A 19,296-nucleotide genomic window follows, 5' to 3' on the forward strand; every position below is an offset into this window, starting at 1 on the left:
ATTATTAGTTCACGCTCACACGCAACGCGGCGGCGATAGCAAAGGGGGCCAAGGTGACGGACCCAGCCAACATGGCACCAAGGATCGCCAGCTGTCCATTGATGTCTGCACCGAATCCCGCCATATCAATCGCTGAGGTGGCAAAAATCAGTACAGGAATATAAAGCGGGAGGATCAGCAAGCTCAGAAGAACGCCTCCCTTCCGCAGCCCTACTGTCAGAGCAACCCCAATCGCACCGACAAAACTTAATGTTGGGGTACCCAACAATAAAGTCATGACCACCGCTTGATACTGGGTGGCATCGAGTGACAGTAATAACGCCAACACCGGGCTGACTAACAATAAAGGCAAACCGGTCAGTAACCAGTGTGCGATGACTTTCGCGATCACTAACAGTGGTAAGGGGACGGGCATCAGCATCATTTGCTCAAGTGACCCATCCAGGTAATCGTCCCGGAACAAACGCTCCAATGACAGCAGCGCAGAGAGTAACGCCGCGACCCAAATAATGCCGGGGGCGATGGTCTGCAATAACTGGGGACCTGGCCCGACACCGAGCGGAAACAAGGTGATCACGATAATAAAAAACCACAAAGGATTCAGACTATCAGCCGGCTGGCGAAAAGCGACTTTTAGCTCTCGGCGAACAATCAACCACATTGCTTTGATCATTGCGCCCCCAACTGAATACGACGTAATAGCGGGTGATCCACAAACATGTCTTGGTGAGTGGTAAATAGCACCATCCCACCTTGTTGCACATGCCGCTTAAACACAGCTTCAAGCACCTTTATCCCTTGTTTATCAATCGCTGTCAGCGGCTCATCGAGAATCCACAATCGCCGATCACTTAACCAAAGTCGCGCAAGGGCAACGCGCCGATTTTGTCCCGCAGATAGCTGCCCCGCAGGAATATCCTCTCGCCCCGCCAAACCGACTTTGGCAAGCGCTTGCCAAATGGCATCATGATCACACCGCCCATGCATTTGCAGATAGTAAGCCAGGTTTTCGAAGGCAGTAAGCTCGCGCTTAACCCCTGTGGTGTGGCCTAAAAATAGGAGATCGCGATAAAAGGCGTCGCGTTGTTGGGTGATCGCCTGCTGCTGCCAACAGACCTCGCCACTGTCCGCGAGCCCTAGACCCGCGATAATTCGCAATAACGTGGTTTTGCCTGCTCCGTTTGGGCCTTCTACCTGAACAAGATCACCGGGAGACAGAGAGAATGTCAGCGCATCAAACAACACTCGGTCATCACGAACACAGCAAAGCTGTTTCACTTCCAACATGACAAATGTTGCATCCTGCTTGTGTTACAAAAGTGGACGCATAGTACCACAATGGTCAAAATGACTGTTAGTTACCACAGGGTTGCAAAGTGTGACTCGCGTAAATAATTGTGAGAAACCATGAAGATTGCACCAACCAATCTACAGCATTTGATGGTAAAACCCGCAGCCATCGCCTCACCGTCCTTGCCATCAATCGATGGCCGCGCGCTGTCGCAGGCACAATTTACCCTAATTCATACCGCGGCCAGCACAGGGTTGGCCGATGTGTTAGCCCAGTTACATTTGTTACCTGCACTGACGGCCACCATGAGACAACAACCGGCATCAACCCAAGCGTTAATGCAATCACTGCTTAGCGCTTGGACGCTCCCCACTTCCGGTCAGCAACAGGCACCCCGTTCAGACACCATTGCCCAATGGCTCGCGCAGCGCCCCGCCGATAAGTTGCTTACCACATTGCTCAAGCAATGGCTTTCGTCTCAGTCAGAGGGGGATAATATGACGGGTGCCTTAAGACTGATGGCCGAGCAAAGAGTCGCTGAGTCATCACGCCCCGGCGAGTGGCAATGGGTTTTACCCTTTTCTGATCCACAGCGTCCGCCCGTTCGCGTCACAGCACGCAAACAAACCGGACAATCGGCGCCTCCCTCGGCGGATAGGGTGCAGTGGCAAGTTCGACTTTACCTTCCTGTCGGCCATCAGTTTGTCCGCGCAGATTTATCGCTATCAAAGGAGGAAAGGGCGCTGACACTGACCGCACCGACCGCTAGGCTTAAACAACGGATTCATCAAACACTTGATTGGCTCAATGAACGGCTTACCCATCAAGCGATTGCCTTGGATATCGACATCAATGACGACATCGACGAAACCGGGCCCGTGTCTGAGGGTGACGTGCCAGCCGCTGGCATTTCCATGAGGGTTTAATGATGAAAGATAAAAAACGCGCGGTCGCGCTTGGGTATAACGGCTACCATGCCCCCAAAGTCAAAGCGAAAGCCACTGATCAACTGGCGCTGGAGCTGATTGAGGCCTTGAGTGAGCAAGGTGCACTGATTCATCAAGATGCCCATTTGCTCGCCTGGCTAGACCGATTAGATAAAGATGATGAGATCCCACCTGAACTCTATCGAGTGATTGCCGAGTTGATCGCTTACGCTTGGGTATTGGAGGGAAAGACCCCACCAGGTTGGCAGGGACACACACCGATAGATACGTTGGTGTAGGATAGCTTAGCGGTTAGCGCTGCTGGTTGGCAGCTTGTCGCTTACGCAGATTAAGCAGCAATTCAGCCTCTGCTTTGGGAAGATCACACTCTTGCATTAACTCGTCGACATCCGCACCCAAATCAACCATTTTACTGGCTCGACTATAGAGGCGACTTTCCGAATCTTGCATTTCCAGCTCAACATGCTTTTCTAACAACTCATCCACACTGGCAGATAAATCGGCGAGCTTCTGCCCCATCCCCATACTACCCGCCCGCAATTCATTGAATTGCTTCGCCAGACTGTCATGGCGCTGGCGCGCACTTTTGAGCACGGTTTCCATTGCTTGCAGTTTATTCTCTAGCCGCTGTCTGGCACGCTTTTCTGCGCGAAGGCACCATAAAGCAACGATGGCAAACACCACCGTCACAGCAACGGGCGACCACGTCAGCACAAGCTCCATCATTACAGCATGGCCATCTCATTCCACTCTTCGTCGGTCAACAGCTTGTTGAGATCAACCAAGATTAGCAGTTCGCCGTTGCGGTTACTGACGCCTTGAATAAATTTAGCGCTTTCTTCTGTTCCCACACTTGGCGTGGTATCAATTTCCGATGTTTTTAGATACACCACTTCCGCGACGCTATCGACCATAATACCGATCACCTGCGTCTCAGCTTCGATCACTATCACGCGCGTGTTGTCAGTGACGTCGGCTGACGCCAAACCAAAACGTGAACGCGTATCAATCACAGTGACGACATTGCCACGCAAGTTAATGATACCCAATACATAGTCAGGGGCGCCCGGAACGGGTGCAATTTCGGTGTAACGCAGCACTTCACGCACCTGCATCACATTAATGCCGTAGGTCTCTTCTTCAAGCTGAAAAGTAACCCACTGCAACACCTCGTCATTGACGCCTTCTTTTTGAACTTCAGCTACCTGAGACATTGATTTTCCTCTTTACGCGCTGTGTAACTAGTTATTACGCCATCGCCTTGGCGTCAATCCCCTGATTTAACATAGCAATAAATGCTTGAACATGGATCAGAGCACACATTTTTTCTTTGACCATGCCTGCGAGCCAAGGCCGCTTTCCCGCTTGTTTTCGCCAGCGAATCGCTTTACCACTGAGCGCTTGGGTACCGAGCAATTGATCACATGCCAGTCCCCACTTACTATCGCCCAGAATCACAATATAATTATAGTCGTCCCTGTGCTGATTATCTGCCAGTTTTTCTGGCATCACCCAGCGGGCTGTATCGACGACATCAAGCTGTTGTTGCTTTTCTGTCTGTAATCCTAGATACCAATCTGGTCGACCGATAAGACGGTTGCATTCGCCAAGCTGATGAATACCGCCCAATTCGGCCAAAGGCACCGCATAGGTTACCCCCATACTCTCGAAGAATAATACCTGAAACTCTGCCTCGGTTTCAGCATTTTCCCATTGAGTGGGGGGCAGATCGTCACCGGCTTGCGTGTCGGCTTCAGCCTCGTCGTGAATCTGCTCTGCTTGTACCGTCTCTTCAACGGCCTCAGTATCAAGTTCGGGGACAGCTTGTTCTGCTTCTACCGCGACATCGACGTACGCCTCGGTCTCGGTCTCGGTCTCGGTCTCGGTCTCGGTCTCGGTCTCGGTCTCGGTCTCGGTCTCGGTAAGAGTTTCTACCTCTGGGACCGCCTCGTCTACCTCAACCTGCTCCTCAGCATCCAGGCCCCAATCTGCCAGGGTATAGGTTTCAGTGGTTGGCTCCTGTGCTTGATCCACAACCTGCTCGGCCGTCTCTTGGCCAACGTCTTCCTGGGTCTGAGTGGCTGTTTTCGCTTCCAGCTCCGCCTCTTCATCCACTTTCAGTTGCGCAAGCAACCGCTCGACTTCCGCCAAGTCACGTTCCGGCTCAGCATACGCGACCGGCTCAGGTGTTCCCGCGTCCATAACAGGCTGTGGCTGCAGCTGCGGCGCCTGCTCATCAAGGTACGATGCAGACGACACCTGCGGTTTATCGCGCTCAGGCTCTCCAAGCTGCTCGCTTGGTTGTGCCACTTCGCCTAAATCATCCAGCAGAGCCTCAAAGTAATCGTCGAGCGCTTGACCACTGGATAGGGCGTTATGCTTGTTCATCCTGCTCCAGTCGCTCCAAATAGGTTAATAGAGTTTTGTAGGCAAACACACCGCGGCAATTTTTCGCGTAGAATGACGCGGGCATATGCTTTAAGCTCGCATCCCGAAACTTGGTGTCGATGGGCACGGCTGACGCCCAGACCTGGTCGCTATAGCGAATTTTAAGCTCCTGCAGCGTTTCCAACGATGCCCGCGTACGCTTGTCATACATGGTTGGAATGATAGTAAGATTAAAGTCGGCGCTACGAGACTTTTGCATGATCTGTAACGTGCGCATCATACGCTCTAACCCTTTCATCGCCAAAAACTCGGTCTGAACCGGGATCAGCACACGGTGGCTGGCCGCTAGGGCATTGACCATCATCACGCCCAAAATCGGTGGGCAGTCGATCAACACATAGTCATAATCATCGGCCAACGCATCCAGCGCTTTTTTCAATACCAGTCCCATGCCACCCCGGTTGCCCATTACACGGTCCAAGGTAGCCAGCGACATGTGCGCGGGAATTAAGTCCATGTTTTCAAACTGCGTTTTGACGATAAGTGGCTGCACCGTCTCTTTATTGACGGTCTGTAATTGAAACAAATCAAATAAGCTAGCGGGTAACTGCTCTGAATCAAAGTTCAAATAGGTCGAGAGCGAGGCGTGTGGATCCGTATCCACCAGCAGGACACGTTTCTTACGCTCACTGATCAATCCTGCCAATGTCACCGTGGTGGTTGTCTTACCAACACCGCCCTTTTGGTTGGCGATACTCCAGACTATCAAGCCCCACTCCTTATTTTAAATTTAGCTCAACCAATATGCGTTCAGCGATCCTCTCCAGCGGTAAGTCTTCCGACGATATCCCCGCTTTCGCCACGGCTTGCGGCATGCCATAAACCACGCAGCTTTCCTCATCTTGCGCCCAGATAGTGGCACCGGCGCTTTTTAGCATCCGCGCCCCTTCTCGGCCATCCGCTCCCATCCCCGTTAACACCATGGACAATACTTTATCGCCATATATTTTGGCGGCAGAGCCAAAGGTCACATCAACACAGGGTTTGTAATTCATTCGCTCGCCGCCATCTAAAATTTTCAGGCGTGCGGCCCCCGGCCTGCCATCAATCATCATCTGCATCCCACCTGGCGCCAAGTACGCGTGCCCGGGTTTGAGGGTGTCACCATCTTTCGCTTCAACGACCGTAATTTTGCTCAGCCCATTGAGGCGCTGTGCAAATGCCGATGTAAATGTCGCCGGCATGTGTTGAATCAAAATAATCGGCAGCGGAAAGTTAGCGGGCAATTTGGTGAGTACTTTTTGCAGCGCAACAGGCCCCCCAGTCGACGTGCCAATTGCCATCACTTGGTAACGTTTCCCTGTCGCGGTAAATCGCGCTGGCGCCTTGGACGACGAACTCGTCCCCACCGCGGGGCGTGACGCTGGGCGCGCGGGCGTACGTACACCGCCCGCTGGCGACGCTGTTTGCCCAGTACCGCTAGTGGACGCTGGACGTGTGGCGCGTCGAAGTAACGGCCGTTTACGCGCAATTTCGAGTACACGCTGTTGCAGTAAACTGGTCGCTTCTTCGCGGTTACGAGCAATATCCTCGAACTTTTTAGGAAGAAAGTCGAGCGCGCCGGCCTCAAGCGCATCCAACGTGGCTTTCGCCCCGTCATGCGTCAGCGATGAAAACATTAGAATCGGTGTTGGCGTTTGCGCCATGATTTGACGCACCGCCGAGATACCATCGAGTACTGGCATCTCCACATCCATAGTGACAACATCTGGCTTCAGTTGCGCGGTTTTTTCTACAGCCTCTTTACCATTTACCGCGCTATCAATGACCTCCATTCTCGGGTCGGCATTGATGATTTCACTCACGCGGCGACGGAAGAAGCTGGAGTCATCTACCACCAATACTTTTACTGCCATGGGCGTCCTTTTCTCAAATTAACCTGCGTAGTGTTTCAACAGGTTGGGCACATCCAGAATTAATGCAATATGGCCATCACTGGTGATGGTGGCCCCTGCCATTCCGGGTGTTCCTTGAAGTAGTTCGTCAAGCGGCTTGATGACCACTTCCTCTTGACCAAACAAGGTGTCTACTACAAACGCAATGCGTTGATGCGCGATTTGCACGATCACCACGTGGCCTTTGGTTTTATCGATATCGGTTGCGCTTCTGCACAGCCAATCTTGCAAGAAGAAAATCGGGATGGCTTTGTCTCGAACAATCAAGGTAAGCTGCCCATCCACCGTGTTGGTTTTGGACATGTCCAAGCTGATAATTTCACTGACATTCGACAGCGGGAAGGCAAACGGATTTTCACCAACGCCTACCATCAAGGTTGGCAATATTGCCAGCGTCAATGGCACCTTGATTTCCAGGACTGTCCCTCGACCTAACTCAGAGTCGATATTAATAGAACCGTTGAGCTTGGTGATGCCAGTTTTAACCACATCCATCCCCACACCCCGGCCAGAGATATCAGAGACTTCTGTTTTGGTCGAGAACCCGGGCGCAAAAATCAGGTTGTAGGCTTCATTATTCGTGAGGCGTGCCGCCGCTTCTGCATCAAGTACACCGCGCTCAACCGCGATGCTCTTTAACTTCTCAGCATCCATGCCTCCGCCATCATCAGCGATGGTGAGAAGAATATGGTCCCCTTCCTGCGACGCTTTTAGGGTGATAGTACCGACTCGAGGTTTGCCTGCTTTCTCGCGTTCATCAGGCATTTCAATACCGTGATCCACCGAGTTACGTACTAAGTGGACCATAGGATCCGCTAGGGCCTCGACCAGGTTTTTATCTAGGTCGGTCTCTTCGCCCTGCATTTCCAAGACAATTTCTTTTTCCAAGCTACGCGATAAATCACGCACCACTCGGGGAAAGCGGCCAAATACTTTTTTGATTGGCTGCATACGCGTTTTCATCACCGCGCCTTGCAAGTCGGCGGTGACCACGTCTAGGTTGGTGACCGCTTTGGCCATGCTTTCATCGTTACTGCTTTGGCCCAGACTCACTAAGCGGTTACGCACCAATACCAATTCACCGACCATATTCATAATGCCGTCAAGCGTGGAGGTATTGACTCGCACGGTTTGCTCTTGCTGAGGCGCGGCTGGTGGCTTTTTCTCTGGCGCTTTTTCTGCCGCCGCAGGGGCTTTGCCGCCCGCGCCTGCACTTTTCGGTGTGCTTTCTTTGGCTGGTTCTGGCTTGCTCGCTTTTTTAGCTGGGGCGGCAGGTTCAGGTTTAGGCTCAGGCTTAGCTTGCGCATCTACCTTGTCGGCATCCGCTTTCGCTTTATCCGCCTCAGCGGCGGGCCCTTTGCCTTTACCATGCAAATCATCCAAGAGCTTTTCGAACTCGTCATCATCAATCAGCTCATCACTACCTGACTGTGATGCCGACGTTGACGCATCAGACGCCGCGGGGGCCGCGGGGGCCGATTCCTCTCCCTCACTTGGCGAGGCAGCAGGCCCTTTACCTGCACCGTGCAAGTCATCTAGCAGCTTTTCGAACTCATCGTCGGTAATATCGCCGCTGTCAGCCTCGGTACTTTCTACCACTTCAGGCTTTTCTGATGATTGGGTGTCAGACGCTGTGGGGGCTTTTCCCTCACCATGGAGCTGATCGAGCAGTTTGTCGAATTCATCTTGGGTGATCTCATCCACGGAGTCGCCACTGATCGCACCGTCATCCTGACTCGCTGCGTCACTGGCGGGCGTCTCAGGTTCTGGCTCGGGATCGGGTTCAGGGGCCGGTTCTGGCTCAGGATCGGGTTCAGGGGCTGACGCTTCTGCCGCCGCTTCATCTTCACTGGCAGGCTTGGCATAGCGGTGAAGTGCTTCGAGCAAGGCACCATCGGCTGGCACAGGCTCTTCGCGATTTTGTACCGCAGCGAATTGATCATTCACGGTATCCAGTGCCTGCAAAATGGTATCCATCACATCCGATGTCAACTCACGTCCGTGATTACGCAAGTTATCAAAGACGTTTTCAGCACCGTGGCACGTATCGACCAACGCATTTAAGCCAAGAAAGCCCGCGCCACCTTTTACGGTGTGGAAGCCGCGAAAAATACTGTTTAGTAAGTCTGCGTCATCAGGGGCACGCTCCAAATCGACCAGCTGCTCAGACATCTGCTCGAGGATCTCTCCCGCTTCAATCAAAAAGTCCTGAAGGATTTCTTCATCCATCTCAAAGCTCATAGCGCACCTCTAAAAACCCAAACTCGATAATAAATCGTCAACATCATCTTGGCTGTGAACCACGTCATCGCGCTCTTCAGGGTGAATCACAGGACCCTCAGGGGCTGACTTATCGGTGGTATCATCTACTTTTTTCGCCGATGCTGCGTCAATCGCAGCGCTCTCCATGCCAAAGGCCGTCAGTATTTCAACCAGCTGTTGCTCAACTTCTTGCACCAATTCAATCACGCGCCGAATCACTTGGCCGGTTAAGTCTTGAAAGTCTTGTGCCATGAGGATTTCAGTCAGGTGCGCGTGCAATTCCGTCGCGCCCCCTTCTACTTGGGTCAAGAGTTCGTCAATGTTGTGGCACAATGACTTGAACTCATCCAAGGCAATCTCACCGCGCATCAGGCTGTTCCAGTTGGGACGAACGGCTTGCAAGTTGTCTTGTAGCTCGCTCGCGATTGGCATGGTTCGTTCAACCGAATCCATGGTTTTGTTGGCGGCCAATTCGGTTTTCTGCATGACATACGTGAGCCTGTCGCGAGCGTCAGGGATATCCACGTTGGCCAAATCACTCACTCTAGGATCCAAACGAAAGTCAGTAATCGAGTCATGTAATTGGCGGGTGAGCTTTCCCACTTCATTAAACAGTGGGTCACGCGCTTCTTTCGCTATCTCGGTAAGAAGCGTATTAGCGTTATCTTGCTCTCCGTTTTCAAGATACGCGACCAATTGTTTCGCTTGGTCCAGATTGATCATGGCGGTTCCTTCTTACTGTGCGCTTACTGTTTACATACGCTCGAAAATTTTGTCGAGCTTCTCTTTCAACGTAGCGGCAGTAAAAGGTTTAACAATGTAACCATTCACCCCTGCTTGCGCGGCTTCTACAATCTGCTCGCGCTTCGCCTCAGCGGTGATCATCAATACAGGCAGGTGCTTAAGATCGCCGTCTTTACGGATTTCTTTAAGCAAATCGATCCCCTGCATACCAGGCATATTCCAATCGGTCACGACAAAATCAATACCGCCTTTTTTGAGGATTGGCAGCGCGGTTAAGCCGTCATCCGCTTCAACGGTATTGTTGAAACCTAAGTCACGAAGAAGATTCTTTACGATACGGCGCATTGTTGAAAAATCATCAACAACGAGAATTTTCATGTTTTTATCCAAGGTTGCCTCCGGTGAGGTCTCGTTTTATTGTCGAAACAGTTACTTACTCACTATGCCAAGCGGATAGCTTAGCTCTCAAACGTTGCGTAGCCTGACTTTGAATCTGACAGACCCGGGATTCGCTGACCCCTATCACTGCGCCTATCTCTTTGAGGTTTAATTCCTCATCATAATAAAGAGATAGCACTAGTGCCTCTCTTTCAGGAAGACTTTTGATCGCCGCCGCTAACGCAGCTTTGAAACTGTCTTCCGCAACACCCTGAAAGGGAGTGTTGTCGTTACGATGGCTCTCTGTTGTGAATGCATCTTCAGAGACGCCCAGATCATCCATCCCGATCAAACGCCCACAGTTTACATCGTTAAGCGCCTGATGATACTGCTCTAAGCTCATATCAAGCTTTTCAGCCACCTCCACGTCGGTTGGATCCCGACCTAACGCTTTTTCTAGTGATGCGATGGCATCACTGATTGAACGACTCGCCTTGTGGACAGACCGTGGCACCCAGTCACCGCGGCGCATATCATCCAGCATAGCACCGCGAATTCGAATACCGGCATAAGTTTCAAAACTCGCCCCTTTAGAAGGGTCATAATTTTGCTGTGCCTCAAGGAGGCCGACCATACCAGCTTGGATCAAATCTTCTACTTGAACACTCGGTGGCAAGCGCCCCATCAAGTGATGCGCGATGCGCTTGACCAAACTCGAATAACGCTCAAGTACCGCTTGGCGATCTGCCCCTGTGCGGCTATACGTGAGCGCTCTATTCACGAATTAACTCTCCTGCGTCATCATTTTTGATCAGCAACCGCTCAACAAAAAACTCCAGATGGCCTCCCGGATTTCGCGGCACCGGCCAGGTCAGCGCTTTGTTCGCCAACGCACTCATCGCCAATGATGCGGGCGAGCGAGGAAATGCGTCAATGACAACTTTTTGTTTTCTCACTGCTTGCCTCACCCTTTCGTCAACGGGAACACATGCTACTAATTCTAGATTAGCATTGAGAAACCTTTCAGTGACTCGCGTTAATTTTGTGAACAAGTCTCGTCCTTCACGGTAGCTTCTGACCATATTTGCAACAACTTTAAAGCGTGTCACACCATGCTCACGGCTGAGTACTTTAATCAATGCATACGCATCAGTAATTGATGTAGGTTCATCACAGACCACAATGACGACATCTTGTGCGGCGCGCGAAAAGCTCAGTACCATGTCTGAAATCCCCGCGGCAGTATCCACTAAGAGTACATCAACCTCTTCTTCGAGTGTACCAAAAGCGCGAATTAAACCAGCATGTTGCGCCGGTGTTAGCTCTGTCATACCTTGAAGACCAGACGATGCAGGTACGATTTTCATACCGTGCGGACCTTCGAGAATAATATCTTTCAGATCACAGACGCCTTGAAGCACATGAGACAGATTCTTACCCGCTCTTAGGCCAAGTAACACATCCACATTGGCGAGACCAAGGTCGGCATCTAGCACCATGACCTTTTTACCTTGGCGGGCCATAGACGCGGCCATTCCCAGTGTGACATTGGTTTTCCCTACGCCACCTTTTCCCCCGGTTACGGTAATAACCTTGGTGCGTGACGGATTGGTTAAACGGCGCAGGCCGCTTGCTTGATCTTGCATGCTTGTCTCAATCATAAAAGTCCGCCCCATTCGACTCTGGGACATCACTGTTCCAGAAGTGACTGTGCTGATCCGCACCTGATTCCAACATGTCGCTGGCTTTTGCAACCAGGAACTGTCCCGTGGCTTGGCGGATATCTTCCGGCACACGTTGCCCGTCGGCTAAATAGGCCACAGGCAGGGCATTTTCGATGGTGACACACAACAGTTCACCGAGGCTGAGCGATTCATCGAGTTTGGTCAGAACACATCCCGATAACGGGATACGGCGAAAATGTTCAATGGTTTCTTGTAAAACGCGGCGTTGTGACGTCGCTGGTAACACCAGCAGGCTACGGATATGGGAGCCACTGTTTTGCATCAGGGTATCGAGCTGTTCCGACAAGCGAAGATCACGCTGCCCCATTCCAGCGGTATCTAGCAATATCAAGCGTCTATGACGCAGCTGATAAAGGATGTCGGCAAGTTCATCAGCATCTTTAGCCACTTTAACAGGACAGCCAAGGATACGGCCGTATGTGGCTAACTGCTCATGGGCACCGATACGGAATGTGTCTGTGGTCACCAAGGCAATATCTTCAGGGCCAAACTCCATCGCGGCTCGCGCCGCCAGCTTGGCAATCGTGGTGGTTTTTCCTACCCCAGTCGGACCCAGCAGTGCAATCACCCCGCCAGTTTCTAGCATATTCTCATCAACCGTGATCACCTGATCCGCCACTAGGTCAAGGAGCGCTTGCCACGCCTCATTCGGTGGTGTCTCTTCTGGAATATAACAGGCCAATTGATCCGCTAGCTCGGACGAGAGTCCCATGCGCTCTAGGCGTTTGATGAGCATGGCGCGCAGCGGCTCTCGCCGCTCTACCTCTTGCCACATCAGCCCCGACAATTGATGCTCTAACAGGCTTCTAATGGAGGCCATTTCTTGACGCATTGCATCAATTTCTTGATGCGAAGCCTGAGATTGACGCCCCTCAAACCGAGAGGGATCAAGCTTCGGTTTTGGTGGAGAAGCGGCCCCGCCATTGGGTTTGGTGGTGGTATTTTGCCAGTCCGAGCGGTTGTTGCTTTTTAGCTGGCGACGCGGCTCATAACCGCGCCCTAGCGCGGCAGGCCGATCGTCAGCCCCTGATGGCGATGAGCGCCGTGCTGGCTGCTTTTGTTGACGTTGTAGCAAGGCGCTCAGCGAGTCAGCTTCTGTTTCTGGTTCGGCTGGCTGAGATTGTTCACGGTACTCGTCCAGCATCGCGGAAAAGCGAGGTGGGCGCTTAGTATGACTGTTTTGACGACTACCTGCCTGTTGCCGTTGACGCAGTTGCACTTGATCATCCGCCAGTTGGCGGTGCGCCTGAGAATAAGCCTGAGCAGATTGTTGCTGCGCGTTTGGGGCGGGCTTATCAGGCATTGGCTCTGTATCCGCATCAACCGCCGCGACAATTTCTACGCCGCCAGTCACTTTTTTGTTAGACATGATCACCGCATCAGCGCCAAGTTCTTCTTTCACTTGGCTTAATGCTGCTCTCATATCCTTTGCAAAAAAACGTTTTATTTTCAAAGCACTGCCCTACTCATAAACGATGTTAATTGTTGCCAACCGCATTGACGATACGAATTTGTTTTTCATCAGGCACTTCTTGATAAGACAAGACGCGTAGCGTCGGTATTGTGTTTTTGACAAATTTCGCCAATGTCGCTCTTAGCACGCCAGACGTTAGCAATACCGCCGGCTCGCCTTGCAACTCTTGCTGCTGTGTCGCGTCAGCCAATGAGGATTGCAATCGCTCAGCCAAACCCGGCTCAATCCCGGTCGACTCGCCACCCGATGCCTGCATGGTTTTATGCAACATCTGTTCCAGTTCAGGAACAAGGGTGATCACTGGCAGTTCAGGGGCGCTGCCATTGATTTCTTGAACGATCAGACGACGCAGTGCAATCCTGACCGCAGCGGTTAAAATGTCAGGATCTTGACTCTTGCCGGTATACTCGGCCATGGTTTGCACGATGGTGCGAATATCACGGATAGGGATCGCTTCACTGAGCAAGTTCTGCAGCACTTTGACTAACACACTGAGCGGGATTTGATCCGGGATCAGTCCTTCAACCAAGCGCGGTACCTGCTTACCTAACATATCCACCAAGTTTTGCGCTTCCTCGTGACCCAATAAACGCTCGGCGTTGTTAGTCAGCATCTGGCTAAGGTGAGTGGCCAACACAGTGGCAGAGTCAACCACGGTATAACCGAGTGCTTGCGCATGCTCCCGTTGGCTAGGCTCAATCCAAACCGCCTCAAGGCCGAAAGCCGGATCTTGGGTTGGCTCTCCGTCGATAGGGCCAAATACTTGACCTGGGTTAATGGCAAGTTCATGTTGAGGGTGGACGTCGGCCTCTCCAACCGCGACCCCCATTAAGGTGATGCGATAGTTATGGGGTGGCAGCTCAAGGTTGTCGCGAATGTGTACGGGTGGGATCAAAAAACCAAAATCTTGCGACAGTTTTTTGCGTACACCTTTGACTCGGTCGAGCAGCTCGCCGCCCTGATCACGATCGACCATGGCAATCAGACGATATCCTACCTCTAGCCCGATAACATCCACCGGCTGCACATCGTCCCACGATAGCTCTTTCGGCGTGGCGGGAGCGGCCTCAGGAAGATCGGTTTGCTCCGGTGCTTGTTGCGCTTTTTGATATTGTTTGTATTTCCAGTACGCTAGGCCACCACAAATCACTGCCAGCAGTAAGAAAGGCAAATGCGGCATGCCCGGCACCAACCCCATCACCGTCAAAATACCGGTGGCAATCATCAACGCACGCGGATTATCAAACAGCTGGAACACCACCTGCTGTCCCATGTCTTCTTCGGTGTTTTGTCGCGTCACCATAATGGCGGCGCCTATCGACAGCAGCAACGACGGTATTTGTGCAACCAGACCATCACCAATGGTCAATAAGGTATAGACTTCTAGTGCTTCGGAAAACCCTAAGTCATGCTGCCCCATCCCGATCGACAAACCACCCACAATGTTGATGAAAAGGATCAAAATACCGGCGATGGCATCGCCTTTGACGAATTTAGACGCACCATCCATCGAGCCGTAGAAATCCGCTTCTTGCGTGACTTCTTGGCGTCGTGACCGGGCTTGCTCTTGGTCGATGAGCCCCGCGTTTAAGTCGGCATCAATCGCCATTTGTTTACCCGGCAAGGCATCCAAGGTAAAACGCGCGGTCACTTCTGAAATACGGCCCGCACCTTTAGTGACGACCATGAAGTTAATGATCATCAAGATAAGAAAGACCACCAAACCCACAGCATAGTTACCGCCAATGACCACCGAGCCAAAAGCACCAATCACTTGGCCTGCTGCATCCGGGCCCTCGTGCCCATAAAGCAAAACCACACGCGTGGAAGCAACGTTAAGAGCCAGCCGCATTAACGTTGCGATCAGCAGCACCGCCGGGAAAGCCGCAAACTCAAGTGGACGCCTTGTGTAAATGGTGACCAGCAGTACCACCAGCGACAATGCAATGTTAAACGAGAACATTAAATCGAGCAGCATGGGCGGGACAGGAAGCACCACCATCGCTAAGGTCGCTAATACCAGTGCTGGCGCACCGATAGCCGGCATCGCTCCTAACCTGTGGTAAGGCACTTTGTCAGAAAATGGCAATCGCCAGTTGGCTTTTAACATGTTAAGCGTTCAAATCCATGATTGGTGAACGCGGGCCTGGTGCCGCGTATACTCAAAACGGGAATGCAGAGGAAGCAAGTTTTACGCCAAAAAAAGCCCGTAAAGTGTCAGCATTTTGGCACTGCGCTGACATTGTCGCGCTCGGCGACGATTAGTCATGTTGTAAATCGGTAGGGATAGGTAAATAAGCGTCATCAGGACGCGTGGGCCGTCGACCTCGTCCCTTTTTGTATTGCTTTAACTGGAAGACATACGCAAGAACCTGAGCGACGGCGGTAAACAAACCGTCAGGGATCTGTTGCTCAAGCTCCGTGCTAAAATACAATGCCCGCGCCAGCGGGGGAGCAGGAACGATGGCAATATCATATTCAGCGGCAATTTCTCGTATTTTCAATGCGGTAAAGTCGGACCCTTTGGCGATCACCACGGGCGCGCTATCCATATCACTGTTGTAGCGCAACGCCACGGAATAATGTTCAGGGTTAGTGACCACCACATCCGCTTGGGGCACGTCAGCCATCATTCGGCGCTGGGCCATTTCCCGCTGCAACATGCGAATTCGCCCTTTCACTTCTGGGCTGCCCTCGGTTTCTTTATGCTCGTCTTTGACCTCCTGTTTGGTCATTTTGAGCTGCTCATTGTGTTGCCAAATTTGAAACGGCACATCAATGACCACCACAACCAACAGGGAGCAGCACACCAACAGAACGAAGTTAAGTAATATATCGAGCGCGTGATAGAGGTTGCTGGGGAAGGTATCAATGGTCAGCTCGAAGAAGTCCTCTAGGTTGATATAAACCAAGTATGCGGCCACACCCGCCACCAACACGACTTTGAGAACCGACTTCAATAACTCGACCAATCCCTGGGTACCAAACATGCGTTTAAAGCCAGAAAGCGGACTCATTTTCGACAGTTTAGGCCGTGCAGCCTCCCACGAGAAACTCACCCCACCGAGCCCGGCCGCCCCTACGAGGCCGGAGATAAAGAGCACAATCAAGATCAGCCCAAGTGGCAGAATCAAATGCAGTAGCTCACCGACCACCACCAGCATCAGCTCTGAGCTGTCAAAGATCTCGGCGCGTGACAAAGAGAATAGGCGCGTCATTAATGCCATCAAGGCTTCGCCCAGCGCTTGTCCGAACCACATCAAACTGATGGCACCAACGACCAATACGGAAACCGAAGCCAGTTCTCTTGAGCGCGGTACTTGGCCCTTTTCCCGCGCCTGCTCCTGCCTTCGGGGTGTGGCGTCTTCTGTTCTTTCCTGACCTTCGCTCTCTGCCATGCCTCTACTCGCAATTAATTCGAATTAGCGAACAAACTTGGTTTAACCCTGTTTCCCAATGATTGTTGTAGTGCGTCAACATACCGAACAGCAGATACCAGCTGATCAGCAGCCCCATCAACAATGCAAAAGCGAAGCCAAGAGAGAAAATATTCAACTGCGGCGCGGCGCGCGTCATCACACCAAATGACAAGTTGACCACCAGCAAGGCGATAACGCCTGCTAGGGAAATACTGAGGGCAACTTTAAACATGATCCCGAACCACTGCGCCAAACTGCGGTAGTCGGCAGCACCAATCATCTCGCCAATCGGTAAGGTATCAAAGCTCATCACCACTAGGTTAAGCATTTTTAAATGCCCATCCGTGGCGAGAAACAACATCACCGCCAAAAATAAGTAAAACTGCCCCAGCAAGGGGGTATTCTGGCCATTGGCCGGATCGACCATGGACGCAAAACCCAAGCTCGATTGCATCCCCAAAATCTGTCCCAACACCACAAAGGTTTGCGTAATAAATTGGGTGACCATCCCCATCGCCACACCAATGACCACTTGCTGCGCGAGCACGGTAAAACCAGCAAAGGAGACCAGCTCGATATTCTCGGGGACGGCCGGTAACGCGGGCATCACCGCGAAGGTAATCGCCAGTGACAGGTAGAGACGGATCCTCACTGGCACAAATCGCGCGCCAAAGAAAGTCATCGCCATCATCATCGAAGAGATACGGGTAAAGGGCCAAAAGTAGTTAGCCATCCAAGACAGGAGCACTGAGGCTGGATATTCCATGGCTTGCCTCGTCAGTAAAGGATGTTGGGGATGTGATCAATCAAGCGATAGAAATACTCCATCAACATCCGCGTCATCCAGTGGCCAAAGAACATTAAGGCAATAAAGGTGGCGATCAAACGTGGCAAAAAGCTCAATGTTTGCTCGTTAATTGAGGTCGCGGCTTGAAAGATGGCCACGATAAGACCCACCAACAAGCCGGGTACTACAATGGCTGAAACCAGTAGCAACACCAGATAGAGCGCATCTTGGAAAAGCTCGACAAACGCTTCTGGGGCCATCGCTGCCTCCTTTAGCCGAAACTGGCTGCCAAGGTGGAGAGGATAAGATTCCACCCATCAACCAAGACAAAAAGCATTAACTTGAAGGGTAATGACACTATCATGGGCGATAGCATCATCATACCCATCGCCATCAAGACTGATGCCACCACCAAGTCAATCACCAAAAATGGCAAGAACAACATAAAGCCAATTTGGAACGCGGTTTTCAGCTCTGACGTCACAAACGCAGGGATCAGCACCGTCATCGGGACTTGCTCAGGCTCATCCACTTGCGCCCCCGACATATTGACGAAGGTTTCCAAATCTTTCACTCGCGTTTGCCGAAGCATAAACTCACGCAGCGGCACTTGTACCCGATCAAACGCTTCTCGCGCAGTGACTTGTTCATTGATATAGGGCTGAATCGCTTCTGTATTCATTCGGTCAATCACCGGTGACATGATAAACAAGGTCAAAAACATCGCGATGCCAATAATCACTTGGTTAGATGGCGTTTGCTGTAACCCCATGGCTTGACGCAAAATCGCCATCACCACCACAATCCGGGTAAACGACGTCATTAAAATGACAACCGCTGGCAAAAAGCCCAACGCGGTCATGATTGCCAGAATTTGTAACGTGACCGAGTAGTCTTCACTGCCATCCGGGTTGACACGCATGGTCACCGCCGGGATCCCACCGCCCGTATTACGGCCCACATCTAAACGTGCCGCTTCACCGCTTTCGCTAATCGATTCGGTGGTGATGCTTTCTTGTGCTGGCGTCGCTTCTTGTTCGGCAACAGCAAACGGCGTAAATAAGGTGGCTGCCACCCACACCCAAGCGGCCAATAACATTCGTATCGTCATTTTCGATTCAACAGTTGGCTTAGCTGATTGGCAAAGCGAGAAGACTTATCTGACCCTGACGTCGCAGTTGGAATGGGGTTATCCAGTGTTTTTAACACGTTCACGCTGTTTGCTGTCACGCCGACAACCAACTGTTCACCGTGGATATCAACCACCAAAATGCGCTCCTTTTGACCCACAGCCAATTGGCTAACGATCGTGATGCCATCACTTTGCTGTGCCAGCCCTGGCACTTTTAACCGTCGCAGCAACCAGGCCAGAGCAAAGATAAGCCCTAGCACTAATCCTAGCGACAACAGCATTGTCACTATACTGACCTCGGGCGCCGCCGCCCAAACAGGCATGGGCACCAGGAGTAGACCCCAAATGCGTCGGTTCACCGTCATCCCTATCGTAGTTTCTTAATCCGCTCAGTTTGGCTAATCACATCTGTGAGGCGGATACCAAACTTGTCGTTTACGACCACCACTTCACCATGAGCAATCAAGGTGCCGTTCACCAGCACATCGAGCGACTCCCCAGCTAACCTATCTAACTCCACCACCGAGCCTTGGTTGAGCTGAAGCAGGTTACGGATGTTAATTTGCGTATGCCCCACTTCCATGGAAATGGTCACTGGAATATCAAGGATCGCGTCCAGTTTCCGCTGTTCATCCGCCCCCATTTTTTGCTCGCTGTCATCAGTGAGCTCTTCAAGTGGGGCCGCTTGCACATCATCTGAGCCCTCGGCGTCAGATTGCTCAGCCAGGGCTGCAGCCCAATCATCGTCTACATCATTTTGATCCATGACGTCTC

At 51.9% G+C, this 19,296-nt stretch carries 22 protein-coding genes; 2 read left to right on the plus strand and 20 right to left on the minus strand.

What is annotated here, in order from left to right; genetic code table 11:
• Positions 1 to 4 precede the first annotated feature (4 nt).
• Positions 5 to 673 carry a heme exporter protein CcmB gene (gene ccmB, locus FCN78_RS09640; protein ID WP_069360740.1) on the minus strand — a complete coding sequence of 223 codons (669 nt, stop codon included), beginning with the start codon at positions 671 to 673 and terminating at the stop codon, positions 5 to 7.
• Positions 670 to 1,287 carry a cytochrome c biogenesis heme-transporting ATPase CcmA gene (gene ccmA / locus FCN78_RS09645; RefSeq protein ID WP_077659344.1) on the minus strand — a complete coding sequence of 206 codons (618 nt, stop codon included), beginning with the start codon at positions 1,285 to 1,287 and terminating at the stop codon, positions 670 to 672. Before ccmA ends, ccmB begins: the two co-directional genes overlap by 4 nt.
• Positions 1,288 to 1,407: 120 nt before the next feature.
• Here ccmA and FCN78_RS09650 point away from each other — a divergent pair, with 120 nt between their 5' ends.
• Both FCN78_RS09650 and FCN78_RS09655 read left to right on the plus strand, forming a co-directional pair.
• Positions 1,408 to 2,217: a hypothetical protein gene (locus FCN78_RS09650; RefSeq protein ID WP_077659345.1), complete on the plus strand. Its 810-nt coding sequence runs from the start codon at positions 1,408 to 1,410 to the stop codon at positions 2,215 to 2,217.
• Entirely contained in the window at positions 2,217 to 2,516 is a 300-nt protein-coding gene (locus FCN78_RS09655; RefSeq protein ID WP_327293049.1) for an EscU/YscU/HrcU family type III secretion system export apparatus switch protein, read from the plus strand. Before FCN78_RS09650 ends, FCN78_RS09655 begins: the two co-directional genes overlap by 1 nt.
• Positions 2,517 to 2,529: 13 nt before the next feature.
• Here FCN78_RS09655 and FCN78_RS09660 read toward each other — a convergent pair whose 3' ends face one another.
• The 18 genes from FCN78_RS09660 to fliN all read right to left on the minus strand — a co-directional run bounded on the left by FCN78_RS09660 (position 2,530) and on the right by fliN (position 19,288).
• The gene (locus FCN78_RS09660) at positions 2,530 to 2,964 is read right to left on the minus strand and encodes a DUF2802 domain-containing protein (protein ID WP_069360744.1); all 435 of its coding nucleotides are present in this window, start codon (positions 2,962 to 2,964) and stop codon (positions 2,530 to 2,532) included.
• Positions 2,964 to 3,452, minus strand: a complete 489-nt coding sequence (locus FCN78_RS09665) for a chemotaxis protein CheW (RefSeq protein ID WP_069360745.1) — start codon at positions 3,450 to 3,452, stop codon at positions 2,964 to 2,966. Before FCN78_RS09665 ends, FCN78_RS09660 begins: the two co-directional genes overlap by 1 nt.
• Before the next feature lie 34 nt (positions 3,453 to 3,486).
• Positions 3,487 to 4,626, minus strand: coding sequence for a chemotaxis protein CheW (locus FCN78_RS09670; RefSeq protein WP_077659346.1), 1,140 nt, complete (start codon positions 4,624 to 4,626; stop codon positions 3,487 to 3,489).
• Positions 4,613 to 5,395, minus strand: coding sequence for a ParA family protein (locus FCN78_RS09675; protein ID WP_069363177.1), 783 nt, complete (start codon positions 5,393 to 5,395; stop codon positions 4,613 to 4,615). The genes FCN78_RS09670 and FCN78_RS09675 overlap by 14 nt, the downstream gene beginning before the upstream one ends.
• Before the next feature lie 10 nt (positions 5,396 to 5,405).
• On the minus strand, positions 5,406 to 6,542 hold the full coding sequence (locus FCN78_RS09680) for a protein-glutamate methylesterase/protein-glutamine glutaminase (RefSeq protein WP_077659347.1): 1,137 nt from the start codon (positions 6,540 to 6,542) through the stop codon (positions 5,406 to 5,408).
• A gap of 18 nt (positions 6,543 to 6,560) precedes the next feature.
• Positions 6,561 to 8,822 (minus strand): chemotaxis protein CheA, encoded by a 2,262-nt coding sequence (locus FCN78_RS09685; RefSeq protein ID WP_077659348.1) that lies wholly within the window; start codon positions 8,820 to 8,822, stop codon positions 6,561 to 6,563.
• A 9-nt stretch (positions 8,823 to 8,831) separates the two neighbouring features.
• Positions 8,832 to 9,566 (minus strand): protein phosphatase CheZ, encoded by a 735-nt coding sequence (locus FCN78_RS09690; protein ID WP_077456365.1) that lies wholly within the window; start codon positions 9,564 to 9,566, stop codon positions 8,832 to 8,834.
• Between the two features lie 30 nt (positions 9,567 to 9,596).
• Complete coding sequence (gene cheY, locus FCN78_RS09695; protein WP_046074931.1) at positions 9,597 to 9,965, minus strand: chemotaxis response regulator CheY; 369 nt, start codon at positions 9,963 to 9,965, stop codon at positions 9,597 to 9,599.
• 55 nt (positions 9,966 to 10,020) lie between these two features.
• Positions 10,021 to 10,746 carry an RNA polymerase sigma factor FliA gene (locus FCN78_RS09700; RefSeq protein WP_069363181.1) on the minus strand — a complete coding sequence of 242 codons (726 nt, stop codon included), beginning with the start codon at positions 10,744 to 10,746 and terminating at the stop codon, positions 10,021 to 10,023.
• Positions 10,739 to 11,626, minus strand: a complete 888-nt coding sequence (locus tag FCN78_RS09705; RefSeq protein ID WP_069363182.1) for a MinD/ParA family protein — start codon at positions 11,624 to 11,626, stop codon at positions 10,739 to 10,741. Before FCN78_RS09705 ends, FCN78_RS09700 begins: the two co-directional genes overlap by 8 nt.
• Complete coding sequence (gene flhF / locus FCN78_RS09710) at positions 11,619 to 13,133, minus strand: flagellar biosynthesis GTPase FlhF (protein WP_369801980.1); 1,515 nt, start codon at positions 13,131 to 13,133, stop codon at positions 11,619 to 11,621. Before flhF ends, FCN78_RS09705 begins: the two co-directional genes overlap by 8 nt.
• A gap of 55 nt (positions 13,134 to 13,188) precedes the next feature.
• The gene (gene flhA / locus FCN78_RS09715) at positions 13,189 to 15,294 is read right to left on the minus strand and encodes a flagellar biosynthesis protein FlhA (protein ID WP_069363184.1); all 2,106 of its coding nucleotides are present in this window, start codon (positions 15,292 to 15,294) and stop codon (positions 13,189 to 13,191) included.
• Positions 15,295 to 15,445: 151 nt separating this feature from the next.
• Complete coding sequence (gene flhB, locus FCN78_RS09720) at positions 15,446 to 16,582, minus strand: flagellar biosynthesis protein FlhB (protein WP_069363185.1); 1,137 nt, start codon at positions 16,580 to 16,582, stop codon at positions 15,446 to 15,448.
• A gap of 4 nt (positions 16,583 to 16,586) precedes the next feature.
• Complete coding sequence (fliR, locus tag FCN78_RS09725; RefSeq protein ID WP_077456367.1) at positions 16,587 to 17,369, minus strand: flagellar biosynthetic protein FliR; 783 nt, start codon at positions 17,367 to 17,369, stop codon at positions 16,587 to 16,589.
• 11 nt (positions 17,370 to 17,380) lie between these two features.
• Entirely contained in the window at positions 17,381 to 17,650 is a 270-nt protein-coding gene (gene fliQ, locus FCN78_RS09730; protein ID WP_046074938.1) for a flagellar biosynthesis protein FliQ, read from the minus strand.
• A gap of 11 nt (positions 17,651 to 17,661) precedes the next feature.
• Positions 17,662 to 18,501, minus strand: a complete 840-nt coding sequence (gene fliP / locus FCN78_RS09735) for a flagellar type III secretion system pore protein FliP (protein ID WP_077659349.1) — start codon at positions 18,499 to 18,501, stop codon at positions 17,662 to 17,664.
• Positions 18,498 to 18,881 (minus strand): flagellar biosynthetic protein FliO, encoded by a 384-nt coding sequence (fliO, locus tag FCN78_RS09740; RefSeq protein WP_158014702.1) that lies wholly within the window; start codon positions 18,879 to 18,881, stop codon positions 18,498 to 18,500. The genes fliP and fliO overlap by 4 nt, the downstream gene beginning before the upstream one ends.
• 8 nt (positions 18,882 to 18,889) lie before the next feature.
• Positions 18,890 to 19,288 carry a flagellar motor switch protein FliN gene (fliN, locus tag FCN78_RS09745; protein ID WP_046074940.1) on the minus strand — a complete coding sequence of 133 codons (399 nt, stop codon included), beginning with the start codon at positions 19,286 to 19,288 and terminating at the stop codon, positions 18,890 to 18,892.
• Positions 19,289 to 19,296: the final 8 nt, after the last annotated feature.

Source organism: Salinivibrio kushneri (assembly GCF_005280275.1).
Taxonomy (GTDB): Bacteria; Pseudomonadota; Gammaproteobacteria; order Enterobacterales; family Vibrionaceae; genus Salinivibrio; species Salinivibrio kushneri.

Coding starts and splice junctions, on each gene's coding strand:
- ccmB (WP_069360740.1), bottom strand. CDS start 673: ATGATCAAAGCAATGTGGTTGATTGTTCGCCGAGAGCTAAAAGTCGCT.
- ccmA (WP_077659344.1), bottom strand. CDS start 1,287: ATGTTGGAAGTGAAACAGCTTTGCTGTGTTCGTGATGACCGAGTGTTG.
- FCN78_RS09650 (WP_077659345.1), top strand. CDS start 1,408: ATGAAGATTGCACCAACCAATCTACAGCATTTGATGGTAAAACCCGCA.
- FCN78_RS09655 (WP_327293049.1), top strand. CDS start 2,217: ATGATGAAAGATAAAAAACGCGCGGTCGCGCTTGGGTATAACGGCTAC.
- FCN78_RS09660 (WP_069360744.1), bottom strand. CDS start 2,964: ATGATGGAGCTTGTGCTGACGTGGTCGCCCGTTGCTGTGACGGTGGTG.
- FCN78_RS09665 (WP_069360745.1), bottom strand. CDS start 3,452: ATGTCTCAGGTAGCTGAAGTTCAAAAAGAAGGCGTCAATGACGAGGTG.
- FCN78_RS09670 (WP_077659346.1), bottom strand. CDS start 4,626: ATGAACAAGCATAACGCCCTATCCAGTGGTCAAGCGCTCGACGATTAC.
- FCN78_RS09680 (WP_077659347.1), bottom strand. CDS start 6,542: ATGGCAGTAAAAGTATTGGTGGTAGATGACTCCAGCTTCTTCCGTCGC.
- FCN78_RS09685 (WP_077659348.1), bottom strand. CDS start 8,822: ATGAGCTTTGAGATGGATGAAGAAATCCTTCAGGACTTTTTGATTGAA.
- FCN78_RS09690 (WP_077456365.1), bottom strand. CDS start 9,566: ATGATCAATCTGGACCAAGCGAAACAATTGGTCGCGTATCTTGAAAAC.
- cheY (WP_046074931.1), bottom strand. CDS start 9,965: ATGAAAATTCTCGTTGTTGATGATTTTTCAACAATGCGCCGTATCGTA.
- FCN78_RS09705 (WP_069363182.1), bottom strand. CDS start 11,626: ATGATTGAGACAAGCATGCAAGATCAAGCAAGCGGCCTGCGCCGTTTA.
- flhF (WP_369801980.1), bottom strand. CDS start 13,133: ATGAGAGCAGCATTAAGCCAAGTGAAAGAAGAACTTGGCGCTGATGCG.
- flhA (WP_069363184.1), bottom strand. CDS start 15,294: ATGTTAAAAGCCAACTGGCGATTGCCATTTTCTGACAAAGTGCCTTAC.
- flhB (WP_069363185.1), bottom strand. CDS start 16,582: ATGGCAGAGAGCGAAGGTCAGGAAAGAACAGAAGACGCCACACCCCGA.
- fliR (WP_077456367.1), bottom strand. CDS start 17,369: ATGGAATATCCAGCCTCAGTGCTCCTGTCTTGGATGGCTAACTACTTT.
- fliQ (WP_046074938.1), bottom strand. CDS start 17,650: ATGGCCCCAGAAGCGTTTGTCGAGCTTTTCCAAGATGCGCTCTATCTG.
- fliP (WP_077659349.1), bottom strand. CDS start 18,501: ATGACGATACGAATGTTATTGGCCGCTTGGGTGTGGGTGGCAGCCACC.
- fliN (WP_046074940.1), bottom strand. CDS start 19,288: ATGGATCAAAATGATGTAGACGATGATTGGGCTGCAGCCCTGGCTGAG.